The organism is Salmonella sp. 32120201201600049SM (assembly GCF_017572835.1).
Lineage (GTDB): Bacteria > Pseudomonadota > Gammaproteobacteria > Enterobacterales > Enterobacteriaceae > Salmonella > Salmonella enterica.
The window spans coordinates 1-16,985 of record NZ_JAGESA010000020.1; the positions used below are offsets into that span (position 1 = coordinate 1).

At 51.0% G+C, this 16,985-nt stretch carries 12 protein-coding genes and 2 pseudogenes; 11 read left to right on the forward strand and 3 right to left on the reverse strand.

Annotation, left to right across the window (positions count from 1 at the left end; translation table 11 throughout):
* The 10 genes and pseudogenes from tuf to J4650_RS22085 form a co-directional block, all read left to right on the forward strand.
* Nucleotides 1–293 (forward strand): annotated as a pseudogene (tuf, locus tag J4650_RS22040) (elongation factor Tu); the annotation flags it as partial.
* 229 nt (nt 294–522) lie between these two features.
* Nucleotides 523–906, forward strand: a complete 384-nt coding sequence (gene secE / locus J4650_RS22045; protein WP_001275691.1) for a preprotein translocase subunit SecE — start codon at nt 523–525, stop codon at nt 904–906.
* Nucleotide 907: 1 nt separating this feature from the next.
* Nucleotides 908–1,453, forward strand: coding sequence for a transcription termination/antitermination protein NusG (gene nusG / locus J4650_RS22050; RefSeq protein ID WP_001287521.1), 546 nt, complete (start codon nt 908–910; stop codon nt 1,451–1,453).
* Between the two features lie 157 nt (nt 1,454–1,610).
* Nucleotides 1,611–2,039 (forward strand): 50S ribosomal protein L11, encoded by a 429-nt coding sequence (gene rplK / locus J4650_RS22055; RefSeq protein ID WP_001085926.1) that lies wholly within the window; start codon nt 1,611–1,613, stop codon nt 2,037–2,039.
* A 3-nt stretch (nt 2,040–2,042) separates the two neighbouring features.
* The gene (gene rplA, locus J4650_RS22060; RefSeq protein WP_001096676.1) at nt 2,043–2,747 is read left to right on the forward strand and encodes a 50S ribosomal protein L1; all 705 of its coding nucleotides are present in this window, start codon (nt 2,043–2,045) and stop codon (nt 2,745–2,747) included.
* 419 nt (nt 2,748–3,166) lie between these two features.
* Nucleotides 3,167–3,664, forward strand: a complete 498-nt coding sequence (gene rplJ / locus J4650_RS22065) for a 50S ribosomal protein L10 (protein ID WP_001207203.1) — start codon at nt 3,167–3,169, stop codon at nt 3,662–3,664.
* Nucleotides 3,665–3,730: 66 nt separating this feature from the next.
* Nucleotides 3,731–4,096 (forward strand): 50S ribosomal protein L7/L12, encoded by a 366-nt coding sequence (gene rplL, locus J4650_RS22070; protein WP_000028882.1) that lies wholly within the window; start codon nt 3,731–3,733, stop codon nt 4,094–4,096.
* A gap of 317 nt (nt 4,097–4,413) precedes the next feature.
* Complete coding sequence (gene rpoB, locus J4650_RS22075; RefSeq protein ID WP_000263105.1) at nt 4,414–8,442, forward strand: DNA-directed RNA polymerase subunit beta; 4,029 nt, start codon at nt 4,414–4,416, stop codon at nt 8,440–8,442.
* A 76-nt stretch (nt 8,443–8,518) separates the two neighbouring features.
* Entirely contained in the window at nt 8,519–12,742 is a 4,224-nt protein-coding gene (rpoC, locus tag J4650_RS22080) for a DNA-directed RNA polymerase subunit beta' (protein WP_000653965.1), read from the forward strand.
* Nucleotides 12,743–12,783: 41 nt separating this feature from the next.
* Nucleotides 12,784–13,110: a hypothetical protein gene (locus J4650_RS22085; protein WP_001654075.1), complete on the forward strand. Its 327-nt coding sequence runs from the start codon at nt 12,784–12,786 to the stop codon at nt 13,108–13,110.
* Nucleotide 13,111: 1 nt separating this feature from the next.
* Here the strand turns inward: J4650_RS22085 and J4650_RS22090 are convergent.
* Nucleotides 13,112–13,455, reverse strand: a pseudogene (locus J4650_RS22090) (cytoplasmic protein).
* 380 nt (nt 13,456–13,835) lie between these two features.
* On the opposite strand from J4650_RS22090, the gene J4650_RS22095 reads away from it, so the two are divergent.
* The gene (locus J4650_RS22095; RefSeq protein WP_000400592.1) at nt 13,836–14,864 is read left to right on the forward strand and encodes a type III secretion system effector arginine glycosyltransferase SseK1; all 1,029 of its coding nucleotides are present in this window, start codon (nt 13,836–13,838) and stop codon (nt 14,862–14,864) included.
* Between the two features lie 220 nt (nt 14,865–15,084).
* Here J4650_RS22095 and thiH read toward each other — a convergent pair whose 3' ends face one another.
* Together thiH and thiG are read right to left on the reverse strand one after the other, a co-directional pair.
* Complete coding sequence (thiH, locus tag J4650_RS22100) at nt 15,085–16,218, reverse strand: 2-iminoacetate synthase ThiH (RefSeq protein ID WP_023196055.1); 1,134 nt, start codon at nt 16,216–16,218, stop codon at nt 15,085–15,087.
* Nucleotides 16,215–16,985, reverse strand: coding sequence for a thiazole synthase (gene thiG, locus J4650_RS22105; RefSeq protein WP_000944119.1), 771 nt, complete (start codon nt 16,983–16,985; stop codon nt 16,215–16,217). Before thiG ends, thiH begins: the two co-directional genes overlap by 4 nt.

Here is a 16,985-nt window from a genome sequence, read left to right on the forward strand (position 1 = left end):
CCATCAAGCCGCACACCAAGTTCGAATCTGAAGTGTACATTCTGTCCAAAGATGAAGGCGGCCGTCATACTCCGTTCTTCAAAGGCTACCGTCCGCAGTTCTACTTCCGTACTACTGACGTGACTGGCACCATCGAACTGCCGGAAGGCGTAGAGATGGTAATGCCGGGCGACAACATCAAAATGGTTGTTACCCTGATCCACCCGATCGCGATGGACGACGGTCTGCGTTTCGCAATCCGTGAAGGCGGCCGTACCGTTGGCGCGGGCGTTGTTGCTAAAGTTCTCGGCTAATCGCTGATAACATTTGACGCAATGCGCAATAAAAGGGCATCATTTGATGCCCTTTTTGCACGCTTTCACACCAGAACCTGGCTCATCAGTGATTTTATTTGTCATAATCATTGCTGAGACAGGCTCTGTAGAGGGCGTATAATCCGAAAGGCGAATAAGCGTTTCGATTTGGATTGCCTCGCGATTGCGGGGTGAAAATGTTTGTAGAATACTTCTGACAGGTTGGTTTATGAGTGCGAATACCGAAGCTCAAGGGAGCGGGCGCGGCCTGGAAGCGATGAAGTGGATAGTTGTTGCCATATTGCTGATCGTCGCAATCGTCGGCAACTACCTCTATCGCGACATGATGCTGCCGCTGCGTGCGCTGGCCGTAGTAATTCTGATTGCTGCAGCGGGTGGTGTCGCGCTGTTGACGACAAAAGGTAAAGCAACCGTTGCTTTTGCCCGTGAAGCGAGAACCGAAGTCCGTAAGGTCATTTGGCCGACTCGCCAGGAAACGCTGCACACCACGCTGATCGTCGCTGCGGTTACCGCAGTTATGTCACTGATCCTGTGGGGACTGGATGGTATTCTGGTTCGCCTGGTATCCTTTATCACTGGCCTGAGGTTCTGAGATGTCTGAAGCACCTAAAAAGCGCTGGTACGTCGTTCAGGCGTTTTCCGGTTTTGAAGGCCGCGTAGCCACATCGCTGCGCGAGCATATCAAATTACACAATATGGAAGAGCTGTTTGGCGAAGTCATGGTGCCGACTGAAGAAGTCGTTGAGATCCGTGGCGGCCAGCGTCGCAAAAGCGAACGCAAATTCTTCCCGGGTTACGTTCTGGTCCAGATGGTCATGAACGACGCAAGCTGGCACCTGGTGCGCAGCGTGCCGCGTGTGATGGGCTTTATCGGCGGTACCTCTGACCGTCCGGCGCCGATCAGCGACAAAGAAGTCGATGCGATCATGAACCGCCTGCAGCAGGTTGGCGATAAGCCGCGGCCGAAAACGTTGTTTGAACCGGGTGAAATGGTTCGTGTTAACGACGGTCCGTTCGCAGACTTTAACGGCGTTGTCGAAGAAGTCGATTATGAGAAGTCTCGCCTGAAAGTGTCTGTTTCTATCTTCGGTCGTGCGACCCCGGTAGAGCTGGACTTCAGCCAGGTTGAGAAAGCGTAAGGCTGCGATCAAAAAAGCAGCGATCTAATCGTTGCATAGGGCGCGAAATTGACATACAATTTCGCGCCTTTTGTTTTTATGGGCCTTATGCCCATAAAGCGATATTTATCACGGGGAGCTTCTTTGAAGCGATACTACCCAATTCGAGGAATTTAGAATGGCTAAGAAAGTACAAGCCTACGTCAAGCTGCAGGTTGCAGCTGGTATGGCGAACCCGAGTCCGCCGGTTGGTCCAGCACTGGGTCAGCAGGGTGTGAACATCATGGAATTCTGCAAAGCGTTCAACGCAAAAACGGATTCCATCGAAAAAGGTCTGCCGATTCCGGTTGTTATTACCGTTTACGCTGACCGTTCTTTCACCTTCGTTACCAAAACGCCTCCGGCAGCTGTTCTGCTGAAAAAAGCGGCTGGTATCAAGTCTGGTTCCGGCAAGCCGAACAAAGACAAAGTAGGTAAAATTTCCCGCGCTCAGCTGCAGGAAATCGCGCAGACCAAAGCTGCCGACATGACCGGTGCCGACATTGAAGCGATGACTCGCTCCATCGAAGGTACTGCACGTTCCATGGGCCTGGTAGTGGAGGACTAAGAAATGGCTAAACTGACCAAGCGTATGCGCGTGATCCGTGAAAAAGTTGATGCGACCAAACAGTACGACATCAATGAAGCTATTGCCCTGCTGAAAGAGCTGGCCACTGCTAAATTCAACGAAAGCGTTGACGTTGCCGTTAACCTCGGCATCGATGCTCGTAAATCTGACCAGAACGTTCGTGGCGCGACTGTACTGCCGCACGGTACTGGCCGTTCTGTTCGCGTTGCCGTATTTACCCAGGGCCCGAACGCTGAAGCAGCTAAAGCTGCTGGCGCTGAGCTGGTAGGTATGGAAGATCTGGCTGACCAGATCAAGAAAGGCGAAATGAACTTCGACGTTGTTATCGCATCCCCGGATGCAATGCGCGTTGTTGGCCAGCTGGGCCAGGTTCTGGGTCCGCGCGGCCTGATGCCAAACCCGAAAGTCGGTACCGTAACTCCGAACGTTGCTGAAGCGGTTAAGAACGCTAAAGCAGGTCAGGTTCGTTACCGTAACGACAAAAACGGCATCATCCACACCACCATCGGTAAAGTGGACTTTGACGCTGACAAACTGAAAGAAAACCTGGAAGCTCTGCTGGTTGCGCTGAAAAAAGCAAAACCGAGCCAGGCGAAAGGCGTGTACATCAAGAAAGTTAGCATCTCCACCACCATGGGTGCTGGTGTTGCCGTTGATCAGGCTGGTCTGAGCGCATCTGCGAACTAAGATTAGTCTTTACGTGGGCGGTGATTTTGTCTACAATCTTACCCCCACGATTCTGTTGAAATATAACAGAGCACTATGCGAGTCATTTGAATTGCAGCAAGGCAGCAAGTGAGTGAATCGCCAGGAGCATAGTTAACTATGTGACTGGTGTGAACGAGCGCAGCTAACACAGCTGCGGTTCAAAGGACGAAGTCATAGAAAGAATTTGTTCGTTGGAGCCTGGCCTATCCAGGCCTCCGTCGAAGACCGCAGGCGTCTCGCAAGAGGCTTAATCCCCTGCGTAGACGGTGACAGAACGCTAAGATTATTTTTGATACTCTGGCTTGTTTCTGCTCACCGTATTAAGACGCTCTTCTCGTTGAGATGAGTGAAGTGAGTTCCGGAACATGAGTTCCGGCAAACATCCAGGAGCAAAGCTAATGGCTTTAAATCTTCAAGACAAACAAGCGATTGTTGCTGAAGTCAGCGAAGTAGCCAAAGGCGCGCTGTCTGCAGTAGTTGCGGATTCCCGTGGCGTAACTGTAGATAAAATGACTGAACTGCGTAAAGCAGGTCGTGAAGCTGGCGTATACATGCGTGTTGTTCGTAACACCCTGCTGCGCCGCGTCGTTGAAGGTACTCAGTTCGAGTGCCTGAAAGACACGTTTGTTGGTCCGACCCTGATTGCATACTCTATGGAACACCCGGGCGCTGCTGCTCGTCTGTTCAAAGAGTTCGCGAAAGCGAATGCAAAATTTGAGGTCAAAGCTGCAGCCTTTGAAGGTGAGCTGATCCCGGCGTCTCAGATCGACCGCCTGGCAACTCTGCCGACCTACGAAGAAGCAATTGCACGCCTGATGGCAACCATGAAAGAAGCTTCGGCTGGCAAACTGGTTCGCACACTGGCTGCTGTACGCGATGCAAAAGAAGCTGCGTAATCGCAGTTGTCTTTATCAAGCATTTGCTTACGTATAAACTTATTCTGATATTCAGGAACAATTTAAATGTCTATCACTAAAGATCAAATCATTGAAGCAGTATCCGCTATGTCCGTAATGGACGTTGTAGAACTGATTTCTGCAATGGAAGAAAAATTCGGTGTTTCCGCTGCTGCTGCTGTAGCTGTAGCTGCTGGCCCGGCTGAAGCTGCTGAAGAAAAAACTGAATTCGACGTAATTCTGAAAGCTGCTGGCGCTAACAAAGTTGCTGTTATCAAAGCAGTACGTGGCGCAACTGGCCTGGGTCTGAAAGAAGCTAAAGACCTGGTAGAATCTGCTCCGGCCGCTCTGAAAGAAGGCGTGAGCAAAGATGACGCTGAAGCACTGAAAAAATCTCTGGAAGAAGCTGGCGCTGAAGTTGAAGTTAAATAAGCCAACCCTTCCGGTTGCAGCCTGAGAAATCAGGCTGATGGCTGGTGACTTTTTAGTCACCAGCCTTTTTGCGCTGTAAGGCGCCAGTAGCGTTTCACACTGTTTGACTACTGCTGTGCCTTTCAATGCTTGTTTCTATCGACGACTTAATATACTGCGACAGAGCGTACGTTCTGTGTAAATCGCAATGAAATGGTTTAAGCGTGATAGCAACAGGCATTGCGGAAAGTATCCATTTTCCGGTCAACAAAATAGTGTTGCACAAACTGTCCCCCGCAGGACAGATGGGTCGACTTGTCAGCGAGCTGAGGAACCCTATGGTTTACTCCTATACCGAGAAAAAACGTATTCGTAAGGATTTTGGTAAACGTCCACAAGTTCTGGATGTACCTTATCTCCTTTCTATCCAGCTTGACTCGTTTCAGAAGTTTATCGAGCAAGATCCTGAAGGGCAGTACGGCCTGGAAGCAGCCTTCCGTTCCGTGTTCCCGATTCAGAGCTACAGCGGTAATTCCGAGCTGCAGTACGTCAGCTACCGCCTTGGCGAACCGGTGTTTGACGTTCAGGAATGTCAGATCCGTGGCGTGACCTATTCCGCACCGCTGCGCGTAAAACTGCGTCTGGTGATCTACGAGCGCGAAGCGCCGGAAGGCACCGTAAAAGACATTAAAGAACAAGAAGTCTACATGGGCGAAATTCCGCTCATGACCGACAACGGTACCTTTGTTATCAACGGTACTGAGCGTGTTATCGTTTCTCAGCTGCACCGTAGTCCTGGCGTCTTCTTTGACTCCGACAAAGGTAAAACCCACTCTTCGGGTAAAGTGCTGTATAACGCGCGCATCATTCCTTACCGTGGTTCCTGGCTGGACTTCGAATTCGATCCGAAGGACAACCTGTTCGTACGTATCGACCGTCGCCGTAAACTGCCTGCGACCATCATCCTGCGTGCGCTGAACTACACCACTGAGCAGATCCTTGACCTGTTCTTTGAGAAAGTCGTCTTCGAAATTCGCGACAACAAACTGCAGATGGAGCTGATTCCAGAACGTCTGCGTGGCGAAACCGCGTCGTTCGATATCGAAGCTAACGGCAAAGTGTACGTTGAAAAAGGCCGTCGCATTACCGCGCGTCACATCCGTCAGCTGGAAAAAGACGATATCAAGCATATCGAAGTTCCGGTTGAGTACATCGCAGGTAAAGTCGTCTCTAAAGACTACGTTGACGAATCTACTGGCGAGCTGATCTGCGCGGCGAACATGGAGCTGAGCCTGGATCTGCTGGCTAAGCTGAGCCAGTCCGGCCACAAGCGTATCGAAACGCTGTTTACCAACGATCTGGACCACGGCCCGTACATTTCTGAAACGGTACGCGTCGACCCAACTAACGATCGTCTGAGCGCGCTGGTAGAAATCTACCGCATGATGCGCCCTGGTGAGCCGCCGACACGCGAAGCGGCTGAAAGCCTGTTCGAGAACCTGTTCTTCTCCGAAGACCGCTATGACCTGTCTGCGGTGGGTCGTATGAAGTTCAACCGTTCTCTGCTGCGCGACGAAATCGAAGGTTCCGGTATCCTGAGCAAAGACGACATCATTGATGTCATGAAGAAGCTCATCGATATCCGTAACGGTAAAGGCGAAGTGGATGATATCGACCACCTCGGCAACCGTCGTATCCGTTCCGTCGGCGAAATGGCGGAAAACCAGTTCCGCGTTGGCCTGGTGCGTGTAGAGCGTGCGGTGAAAGAGCGTCTGTCTCTGGGCGATCTGGATACCCTGATGCCTCAGGATATGATCAACGCCAAGCCGATTTCCGCCGCAGTGAAAGAGTTCTTTGGTTCCAGCCAGCTGTCTCAGTTTATGGACCAGAACAACCCGCTGTCTGAGATTACGCACAAACGTCGTATCTCCGCACTCGGCCCAGGCGGTCTGACCCGCGAACGCGCAGGCTTCGAAGTTCGAGACGTACACCCGACGCACTACGGTCGCGTATGTCCTATCGAAACGCCGGAAGGTCCGAACATCGGTCTGATCAACTCCCTGTCCGTGTACGCACAGACTAACGAATATGGCTTCCTTGAGACGCCGTACCGTCGTGTGGTTGATGGCGTGGTTACTGACGAAATTCATTACCTGTCTGCTATCGAAGAAGGCAACTACGTTATCGCTCAGGCGAACTCCAACCTGGATGACGAAGGCCACTTTGTAGAAGATTTGGTTACCTGCCGTAGCAAAGGCGAATCCAGCTTGTTCAGCCGCGACCAGGTTGACTACATGGACGTTTCCACCCAGCAGGTGGTCTCCGTCGGTGCGTCCCTGATCCCGTTCCTGGAACACGATGACGCCAACCGTGCATTGATGGGTGCGAACATGCAACGTCAGGCGGTTCCGACTCTGCGCGCTGACAAGCCGCTGGTGGGTACCGGTATGGAACGTGCTGTCGCCGTCGACTCCGGTGTTACTGCAGTAGCTAAACGTGGCGGTACTGTTCAGTACGTGGATGCGTCCCGTATCGTTATCAAAGTTAACGAAGACGAGATGTACCCGGGCGAAGCGGGTATCGACATCTATAACCTGACCAAATACACCCGTTCTAACCAGAACACCTGTATCAACCAGATGCCATGTGTGTCTCTGGGCGAGCCGGTTGAGCGCGGCGACGTGCTGGCAGACGGTCCGTCCACCGACCTCGGTGAACTGGCGCTCGGTCAGAACATGCGCGTGGCGTTCATGCCGTGGAACGGCTACAACTTCGAAGACTCCATCCTCGTTTCCGAGCGTGTTGTCCAGGAAGACCGTTTCACCACCATCCACATTCAGGAACTGGCGTGCGTGTCCCGTGACACCAAGCTGGGGCCGGAAGAGATCACCGCTGACATCCCGAACGTGGGTGAAGCTGCGCTCTCCAAACTGGATGAATCCGGTATCGTTTACATTGGCGCGGAAGTGACCGGCGGCGACATTCTGGTCGGTAAGGTGACGCCGAAAGGTGAAACCCAGCTGACGCCGGAAGAGAAACTGCTGCGTGCGATCTTCGGTGAGAAAGCGTCTGACGTTAAAGACTCTTCTCTGCGCGTACCTAACGGTGTCTCCGGTACGGTTATCGACGTTCAGGTCTTTACTCGCGATGGCGTAGAAAAAGACAAACGTGCTCTGGAAATCGAAGAGATGCAGCTCAAGCAGGCGAAAAAAGACCTGTCTGAAGAACTGCAGATCCTCGAAGCGGGCCTGTTTAGCCGTATCCGTGCGGTGCTGGTGTCCGGCGGCGTTGAAGCTGAGAAGCTCGACAAACTGCCGCGCGACCGCTGGCTGGAACTCGGTCTGACCGACGAAGAGAAACAAAATCAGCTGGAACAACTGGCTGAGCAGTATGACGAACTGAAACACGAGTTCGAGAAAAAACTTGAAGCGAAGCGCCGTAAAATCACCCAGGGCGACGATCTGGCGCCGGGCGTGCTGAAGATCGTGAAGGTCTATCTGGCCGTTAAACGCCGTATCCAGCCGGGTGATAAGATGGCAGGTCGTCACGGTAACAAGGGTGTTATCTCTAAGATCAACCCGATCGAAGACATGCCTTACGATGAAAACGGCACGCCGGTAGACATCGTACTGAACCCGCTGGGCGTACCGTCTCGTATGAACATCGGTCAGATTCTGGAAACCCACCTGGGTATGGCTGCGAAAGGTATTGGCGACAAGATTAACGCCATGCTGAAACAGCAGCAGGAAGTCGCGAAACTGCGCGAATTCATCCAGCGTGCCTACGATCTGGGCGCCGACGTTCGTCAGAAAGTCGACCTGAGCACCTTCAGCGATGATGAAGTGCTGCGTCTGGCAGAAAACCTGCGTAAAGGTATGCCGATTGCCACACCAGTGTTTGACGGTGCGAAAGAAGCGGAAATCAAAGAGCTGCTGAAACTGGGCGACCTGCCGACCTCCGGTCAGATCACCTTGTTCGATGGCCGTACGGGTGAACAGTTCGAACGTCCGGTAACCGTCGGTTACATGTACATGCTGAAACTGAACCACCTGGTTGATGACAAGATGCATGCGCGTTCTACCGGTTCTTACAGCCTGGTTACTCAGCAGCCGCTGGGTGGTAAGGCGCAGTTCGGTGGTCAGCGCTTCGGGGAGATGGAAGTGTGGGCGCTGGAAGCTTACGGCGCCGCCTACACCCTGCAGGAAATGCTCACCGTTAAGTCTGATGACGTGAACGGTCGTACCAAGATGTATAAGAACATCGTGGACGGCAACCATCAGATGGAACCGGGTATGCCGGAATCCTTCAACGTTCTGTTGAAAGAGATCCGCTCGCTGGGCATCAACATCGAACTGGAAGACGAGTAATTCTCGCTCAAACAGGTCACTGGTGTCGGGGTAAAACCCGACACCAGATTGTGCTAACTCCGACGGGAGCAAATCCGTGAAAGATTTATTAAAGTTTCTGAAAGCGCAGACTAAAACCGAAGAGTTTGATGCGATCAAAATTGCTCTGGCTTCGCCAGACATGATCCGTTCATGGTCTTTCGGTGAAGTTAAAAAGCCGGAAACCATCAACTACCGTACGTTCAAACCTGAGCGTGACGGCCTTTTCTGCGCCCGTATCTTTGGGCCGGTAAAAGACTACGAGTGCCTGTGCGGTAAGTACAAGCGCCTGAAACATCGTGGTGTTATTTGTGAGAAGTGCGGCGTTGAAGTGACCCAGACCAAAGTACGCCGTGAGCGTATGGGCCACATCGAGCTGGCGTCTCCGACTGCTCACATCTGGTTCCTGAAATCGCTGCCGTCCCGTATCGGTCTGCTGCTCGATATGCCGCTGCGCGATATCGAACGCGTACTGTACTTCGAATCTTATGTGGTTATCGAAGGCGGTATGACCAACCTGGAACGTCAACAGATCCTGACTGAAGAGCAGTATCTGGACGCGCTGGAAGAGTTCGGTGACGAATTCGACGCGAAGATGGGTGCGGAAGCTATCCAGGCCCTGCTGAAGAGCATGGATCTGGAGCAAGAGTGTGAAACTCTGCGCGAAGAGCTGAACGAAACCAACTCCGAAACCAAGCGTAAGAAGCTGACCAAGCGTATCAAACTGCTGGAAGCCTTCGTACAGTCTGGCAACAAGCCAGAGTGGATGATCCTGACCGTTCTGCCGGTTCTGCCGCCAGATCTGCGTCCGCTGGTTCCGCTGGATGGTGGTCGTTTCGCGACTTCTGACCTGAACGATCTGTATCGTCGCGTCATTAACCGTAACAACCGTCTGAAGCGTCTGCTGGATCTGGCTGCGCCGGACATCATCGTACGTAACGAAAAACGTATGCTGCAGGAAGCGGTTGACGCCCTGTTGGATAACGGTCGTCGCGGTCGTGCGATCACCGGTTCTAACAAGCGTCCTCTGAAATCTTTGGCCGACATGATCAAAGGTAAGCAGGGTCGTTTCCGTCAGAACCTGCTCGGTAAGCGTGTTGACTACTCCGGTCGTTCTGTTATCACCGTAGGTCCATACCTGCGTCTGCACCAGTGCGGTCTGCCGAAGAAAATGGCGCTGGAGCTGTTCAAACCGTTCATCTACGGCAAGCTGGAATTGCGTGGCCTTGCCACCACCATCAAAGCCGCGAAGAAAATGGTTGAGCGTGAAGAAGCCGTCGTTTGGGATATCCTGGACGAAGTGATCCGCGAACACCCGGTACTGCTCAACCGTGCACCAACACTGCACCGTCTGGGTATCCAGGCATTTGAACCGGTACTGATCGAAGGTAAAGCTATCCAGCTGCACCCGCTGGTTTGTGCGGCATATAACGCCGACTTCGATGGTGACCAGATGGCTGTTCACGTACCGCTGACGCTGGAAGCCCAGCTTGAAGCGCGTGCGCTGATGATGTCTACCAACAACATCCTGTCTCCGGCGAACGGCGAACCTATCATCGTTCCGTCTCAGGACGTGGTATTGGGTCTGTACTACATGACCCGTGACTGTGTTAACGCCAAAGGCGAAGGCATGGTGCTGACTGGCCCGAAAGAAGCTGAGCGTATCTATCGCGCAGGTCTGGCCTCTCTGCATGCGCGCGTTAAAGTGCGTATCACTGAATATGAAAAAGATGAAAACGGCGAATTCGTTGCGCACACCAGCCTGAAAGACACGACCGTTGGTCGCGCCATTCTGTGGATGATCGTACCGAAAGGTCTGCCTTTCTCCATCGTCAACCAGGCGCTGGGCAAGAAAGCGATCTCCAAAATGCTGAACACTTGCTACCGTATTCTGGGCCTGAAACCGACCGTTATTTTTGCGGACCAGACGATGTACACCGGCTTTGCTTATGCAGCGCGTTCAGGTGCGTCCGTTGGTATTGATGACATGGTCATCCCGGAGAAAAAACACGAGATCATCTCTGAGGCGGAAGCTGAAGTTGCTGAGATCCAGGAGCAGTTCCAGTCTGGTCTGGTAACCGCTGGCGAACGCTATAACAAAGTTATCGATATCTGGGCTGCGGCGAACGATCGTGTATCCAAAGCGATGATGGATAACCTGCAAACCGAAACCGTGATTAACCGTGACGGCCAGGAAGAGCAGCAGGTTTCCTTCAACAGCATCTACATGATGGCCGACTCCGGTGCGCGTGGTTCTGCGGCACAGATTCGTCAGCTTGCTGGTATGCGTGGTCTGATGGCGAAGCCGGATGGCTCCATCATCGAAACGCCAATCACCGCGAACTTCCGTGAAGGTCTGAACGTACTCCAGTACTTCATCTCCACCCACGGTGCGCGTAAAGGTCTGGCGGATACCGCACTGAAAACCGCGAACTCCGGTTACCTGACTCGTCGTCTGGTTGACGTCGCGCAGGATCTGGTAGTGACCGAAGATGACTGTGGTACGCACGAAGGTATCCTGATGACCCCGGTTATCGAGGGTGGCGACGTGAAAGAGCCGCTGCGTGACCGCGTTCTGGGTCGTGTGACGGCGGAAGATGTGCTGAAACCGGGTACCGCGGACATTCTGGTTCCACGCAACACGCTGCTGCACGAACAGTGGTGTGACCTGCTGGAAGCAAACTCCGTTGACGCCGTTAAAGTGCGTTCCGTTGTATCCTGCGACACCGACTTTGGTGTATGTGCGCACTGCTATGGTCGTGACCTGGCGCGTGGCCACATCATCAACAAAGGTGAAGCTATCGGCGTTATCGCGGCACAGTCCATCGGTGAACCGGGTACACAGCTGACGATGCGTACGTTCCACATCGGTGGTGCGGCATCGCGTGCGGCTGCTGAATCCAGCATCCAGGTTAAGAACAAAGGTAGCATCAAGCTCAGCAACGTGAAGTCGGTTGTGAACTCCAGCGGTAAACTGGTTATCACTTCCCGTAACACCGAACTGAAGCTGATCGACGAATTCGGTCGTACCAAAGAGAGCTATAAAGTGCCTTATGGCGCTGTCATGGCGAAAGGTGATGGCGAGCAGGTTGCCGGCGGCGAAACCGTGGCAAACTGGGACCCGCACACCATGCCGGTTATCACCGAAGTGAGTGGTTTCATCCGCTTCACTGACATGATCGACGGTCAGACCATTACGCGTCAGACCGACGAACTGACCGGTTTGTCTTCGCTGGTGGTTCTGGATTCGGCTGAACGTACTACCGGTGGTAAAGATCTGCGTCCGGCGCTGAAAATTGTTGATGCTCAGGGTAATGACGTTCTGATCCCGGGTACCGATATGCCTGCGCAGTACTTCCTGCCGGGTAAAGCGATTGTACAGCTGGAAGATGGCGTACAGATTAGTTCTGGTGACACCCTGGCGCGTATTCCGCAGGAATCCGGCGGTACCAAGGATATTACCGGTGGTCTGCCGCGCGTTGCCGACCTGTTCGAAGCGCGTCGTCCGAAAGAACCGGCAATCCTTGCTGAAATCGCAGGTATCGTTTCCTTCGGTAAAGAAACCAAAGGCAAACGTCGTCTGGTGATTACGCCGGTTGATGGTAGTGACCCGTACGAAGAGATGATTCCGAAATGGCGTCAGCTCAACGTGTTCGAAGGGGAACGTGTAGAACGTGGTGATGTGATTTCCGATGGTCCGGAAGCGCCGCACGACATTCTGCGTCTGCGTGGTGTTCATGCTGTGACGCGTTACATTGTTAACGAAGTTCAGGATGTATACCGTCTGCAGGGCGTTAAGATTAACGATAAACACATCGAAGTTATCGTTCGTCAGATGCTGCGTAAAGCGACCATCGAAAGCGCCGGTAGTTCCGACTTCCTGGAAGGCGAACAGGTTGAATACTCTCGCGTCAAGATCGCTAACCGCGAGCTGGAAGCGAACGGCAAAGTGGGGGCTACCTTCTCCCGCGATCTGCTGGGTATTACCAAAGCGTCTCTGGCAACCGAATCGTTCATCTCTGCCGCATCGTTCCAGGAGACCACGCGTGTCCTGACCGAAGCAGCCGTTGCGGGTAAACGCGACGAACTGCGCGGCCTGAAAGAGAACGTTATCGTGGGTCGTCTGATTCCGGCCGGTACCGGTTATGCGTACCACCAGGATCGTATGCGCCGTCGCGCCGCGGGCGAGCAGCCAGCAACACCGCAGGTGACTGCGGAAGATGCATCTGCCAGCCTGGCAGAACTGCTGAACGCAGGTCTGGGCGGTTCTGATAACGAGTAATCGTTAAATGGTGGAGGGGTATTTATCCCTCCACCAGCTTCATGCTGGATACCGAATTCCGGGTCGCTTGCCTACAAGGAAAGAAAATGCCAGCGATTATTTCATTAATCTATTTAATGTTTAGTCTTTTGGTATTTACAAAAAAGATAACCATTTCAAACGTTCTGTCCGCTTTTTTATTGTTTCTATCGTTATATATACTTCACCATAAATCATTACTTATATTTATTTATTGTCTTATTATTATTGTCGCCACCGTTATTCTTCATCAAGTCAAAACCAGCGCGGATAAAAAAGCCGTATTTTATTTTTCAATGCCATGCTGGCTCTTGATTTTATCTGTAATTATAAATTTAATGAATAAATGAATTATTTTTTTATGACTCTTGTTTCTCGTATTATTGCTGAAAACTCACTATCACTGGTTATATGAATAAATTGTCCAGTTTTTGCGTTATATCTTGCCATCGCACAGGGAAGACTATTACCGCCGTTAGCCATAACAAATTTTGCTTTTGTATTATGATAAAGATTGACGCCAGGAATGGGGTCCTGACCGAATGTATAAGGCGTTGGGACAATTACATTATGTTTGTTTGAGAACCACTTTGCTAAAATCCCGTCAACGCCATCAACCGGCGTAATAAAAGTAGAGAATCCACAATACTCAAAATTGAATTTTTTACCATTGGGTTTCTTTTTTTCTGTAACATTAAATCCAAATGTGACTTTAAATTTATCCCATAAATCTAAGTTATTAAAGTCTATTGGCTCGCCATTATAAAATACCTGCTGTTCATACATTAAATGATAAACCTGTTTTATTGGTTGTTTACGCGGGAAATTTTAAATCATTAAATGAAGCATTTAATTCCATTAAGGTCTTTGTTTTACCTTATTACAGGAATTATAAATATGATGTCATTTCTGGAATAAAAGTAAAGTTAATAAATTATTTATTTAATTGCTCACTGGTAGGGTATTTATGTATCCTCCGGTTAATGCTTAGTTTAGCATCTTTTAGCTGACAGCGATTGCAACGCTAAAAAACATGTGCTAATAATCATCATGTAAAATATGTAATGAAGTAAGCATGGAGCATTTAATTGTTATGATCCCACCATTAAATAGATATGTTCCCGCGCTTTCAAAAAATGAATTGGTTAAAACTGTTACCGACAGGGACATTCAGTTTACAAGTTTTAATGGAAAAGATTATCCCTTGTGCTTTTTAGATGAGAAAACCCCTCTTCTTTTCCAGTGGTTTGAGCGGAATCCTGCTCGCTTTGGGAAAAATGATATACCTATAATTAACACAGAGAAAAACCCCTACCTTAACAATATCATTAAAGCAGCAACAATTGAAAAAGAACGTCTTATAGGTATTTTTGTAGATGGTGATTTTTTTCCAGGACAAAAGGATGCTTTTTCAAAACTTGAGTATGACTATGAAAACATAAAAGTCATATATAGAAATGATATTGACTTTAGCATGTACGATAAAAAATTATCAGAAATTTATATGGAAAATATTTCTAAGCAAGAGTCCATGCCAGAAGAAAAAAGGGATTATCATTTACTGCAGCTATTAAAAAAAGAATTGAGTGATATTCAAGAGGGTAATGATTCATTAATTAAATCTTACTTACTGGATAAAGGCTATGGATGGTTTGATTTTTACAGGAATATGGCTATGTTAAAGGCTGGTCAGTTATTTTTGGAGGCGGATAAGGTTGGGTGTTATGATTTATCAACAAATAGTGGGTGTATATATCTCGATGCTGATATGATTATCACGGAAAAACTGGGGGGTATATATATTCCGGATGGAATCGCTGTTCATGTAGAAAGGATAGATGGCCGTGCTTCTATGGAGAACGGGATAATAGCTGTTGATCGCAATAACCACCCGGCTTTACTTGCTGGATTGGAAATAATGCATACTAAATTTGATGCTGATCCCTATTCCGATGGTGTATGTAATGGAATTAGAAAACATTTTAATTATTCTTTAAATGAAGATTATAATTCTTTTTGCGATTTTATTGAGTTTAAGCATGATAACATTATAATGAATACCAGTCAGTTTACGCAAAGTTCATGGGCGAGGCATGTGCAGTAGTGGAAATGGCAATAATCATGCTATTGAATACATAAAATATTGGCATAAACTATCAAGTTTCGGCGAAAAAATATTTGATGCTCAGTTTTCTCTACTACAGCCAACTTTAAAATCGCAGTGCTGTTCAGAACGGACATAAAAAAACGGGAGGTCGATAACAATCTCCCGTTTTTCGCATTACGTACTCGTTCGTGAAATACTAATGCGTTTACATACGGGTTCACCGCGTTTGCGAAGCGCGCCCCAGCCAACTGTCCCAGTCTTTCCAGACGGGTTGCAATCCTTGCGCGCTTAACGCGCTTGCTACGGTTTCAGGCCGACGGGCATCGTGGGGAGAAAACTGCTCCAGTTCCGGATGATCGTCAGCGTAGCCGCCGGGCTGGGTTTTTGAGAAGGCGCTGACGTTGTTGATCGCCAGCGGGATCACGTTATCGCGAAACCACGGCGATTCGCGGGTGGAGAGTGATAATTCAATTTCCGGTGCCAATAACCGGAAAGCGCAAATCGTTTGCACTAGTTGCTTTTCATCCATCACAGATGTGGGTTCCACACCGCCAGTACACGGACGCAGGCGCGGGAAAGAGATAGAGTAGCGGCTTTGCCAGTACTGTTTTTGCATCCACAACAGATGTTCCGCCACCATATAGCAATCAACCCGCCAGCTGTCGGAAAGCCCGATTAGCGCGCCTAAACCAATTTTATCGATCCCCGCGCGTCCCAGTCTGTCTGGCGTCTCCAGCCGCCAGAAGAAGTCTTGCTTTTTGCCCCGTAAATGGTGCTGAGCGTATACCGGTTCGTGATAGGTCTCCTGATACACCATCACGCCATCCAGCCCCAGCGTCTTCAGCTCGGCATACTCCTCGGTCGCCAGCGGCTGCACTTCCATATGCAGCGAGGAAAACTGGCGACGAATGGCCGGTAAATGTCGGCGAAAATAGTCCATGCCGACTTTGGCCTGATGTTCGCCGGTGACTAACAGCAGATGCTCAAAACCCAACTCACGGATAGCATCGCACTCCCTTTGAATATCCACATCATCCAGCGTCTTACGCTTGATGCGGTTGCTCATCGAAAAACCGCAGTAGGTGCAGTCGTTGGCACAGAGGTTTGAGAGATAAAGCGGCACATAGAAACTGACGGTGTTGCCAAAGCGCTGGCGGGTCAGCCTTTGTGCCCGCTGCGCCAGCGGTTCCAGATAATCGGCGGCGGCGGGGGAGAGCAGTGCCATCAGGTCGTCACGACTTAGCTGTGGAGCGTTAAGCGCGCGTTCCACGTCAGCGGTGGTTTTACCGTTGATGCGCAGGCGAATATCGTCCCACTCCAGTTGCCGCCAGCGATCGGTGAAGGTTTTCATGCTAATGCCTCCAGAAATCCGGTGAGCGGGCTGGTGGCGCTGGCGTAGGTGCTACGATTCCCCGGCACTGCCTGACGCGCCAGTAATCCGGCTTCTACCGCCAGGCGGAAAGCGGTTGCCATCCTCACCGGATCGTCCGCCACGGCAATCGCGGTGTTAACCAGCACCGCATCAGCGCCCATTTCCAGCGCCTGTGCGGCTTGGCTGGGCACGCCGATGCCCGCATCAACCACCACCGGCACGGTGGCCTGTTGGATAATAATCTCCAGCATCGCACGGGTTTCCAGCCCCTGATTCGAACCGATAGGCGCGCCAAGCGGCATCACCGCCGCGCAGCCGACCTCTTCCAGCCGCTTGCACAACACCGGATCCGCGCCGCAGTAGGGCAGCACCACAAAACCCTGCTTCACCAGCGCCTCGGCGGCTTTTAGCGTTTCGATCGGGTCCGGCAACAGCCAGCGGGCGTCCGGGTGGATTTCTAATTTCAACCAGTTTGTGCCCAGCGCTTCCCGCGCCAGTTGGGCGGCGAAGATCGCCTCTTCAGCGGTTTTCGCCCCGGAGGTATTGGGCAGCAGCGTGACGCCCGCTTCAATCAGCGGCGCCAGGATAGCGTCGTTGTGCTGACGTAAATCCACGCGCTTCATCGCCAGCGTCACCAACTGGCTGCCGGAGGCGCGAATCGCCTTGACCATCAGTTGCGATGAGGCAAACTTCCCGGTGCCGGTGAACAGATGTGAATCAAACGTTTTGTCGGCAATACGTAACAT

Bases quoted from the DNA above. Each gene is read 5' to 3' on its own strand.
- J4650_RS22095 (WP_000400592.1), top strand. From the start codon at position 13,836: ATGGAGCATTTAATTGTTATGATCCCACCATTAAATAGATATGTTCCC.
- rplA (WP_001096676.1), top strand. From the start codon at position 2,043: ATGGCTAAACTGACCAAGCGTATGCGCGTGATCCGTGAAAAAGTTGAT.
- secE (WP_001275691.1), top strand. From the start codon at position 523: ATGAGTGCGAATACCGAAGCTCAAGGGAGCGGGCGCGGCCTGGAAGCG.
- J4650_RS22085 (WP_001654075.1), top strand. From the start codon at position 12,784: ATGCTGGATACCGAATTCCGGGTCGCTTGCCTACAAGGAAAGAAAATG.
- thiG (WP_000944119.1), bottom strand. From the start codon at position 16,985: ATGTTACGTATTGCCGACAAAACGTTTGATTCACATCTGTTCACCGGC.
- thiH (WP_023196055.1), bottom strand. From the start codon at position 16,218: ATGAAAACCTTCACCGATCGCTGGCGGCAACTGGAGTGGGACGATATT.
- rplK (WP_001085926.1), top strand. From the start codon at position 1,611: ATGGCTAAGAAAGTACAAGCCTACGTCAAGCTGCAGGTTGCAGCTGGT.
- rpoB (WP_000263105.1), top strand. From the start codon at position 4,414: ATGGTTTACTCCTATACCGAGAAAAAACGTATTCGTAAGGATTTTGGT.
- rplJ (WP_001207203.1), top strand. From the start codon at position 3,167: ATGGCTTTAAATCTTCAAGACAAACAAGCGATTGTTGCTGAAGTCAGC.
- nusG (WP_001287521.1), top strand. From the start codon at position 908: ATGTCTGAAGCACCTAAAAAGCGCTGGTACGTCGTTCAGGCGTTTTCC.
- rplL (WP_000028882.1), top strand. From the start codon at position 3,731: ATGTCTATCACTAAAGATCAAATCATTGAAGCAGTATCCGCTATGTCC.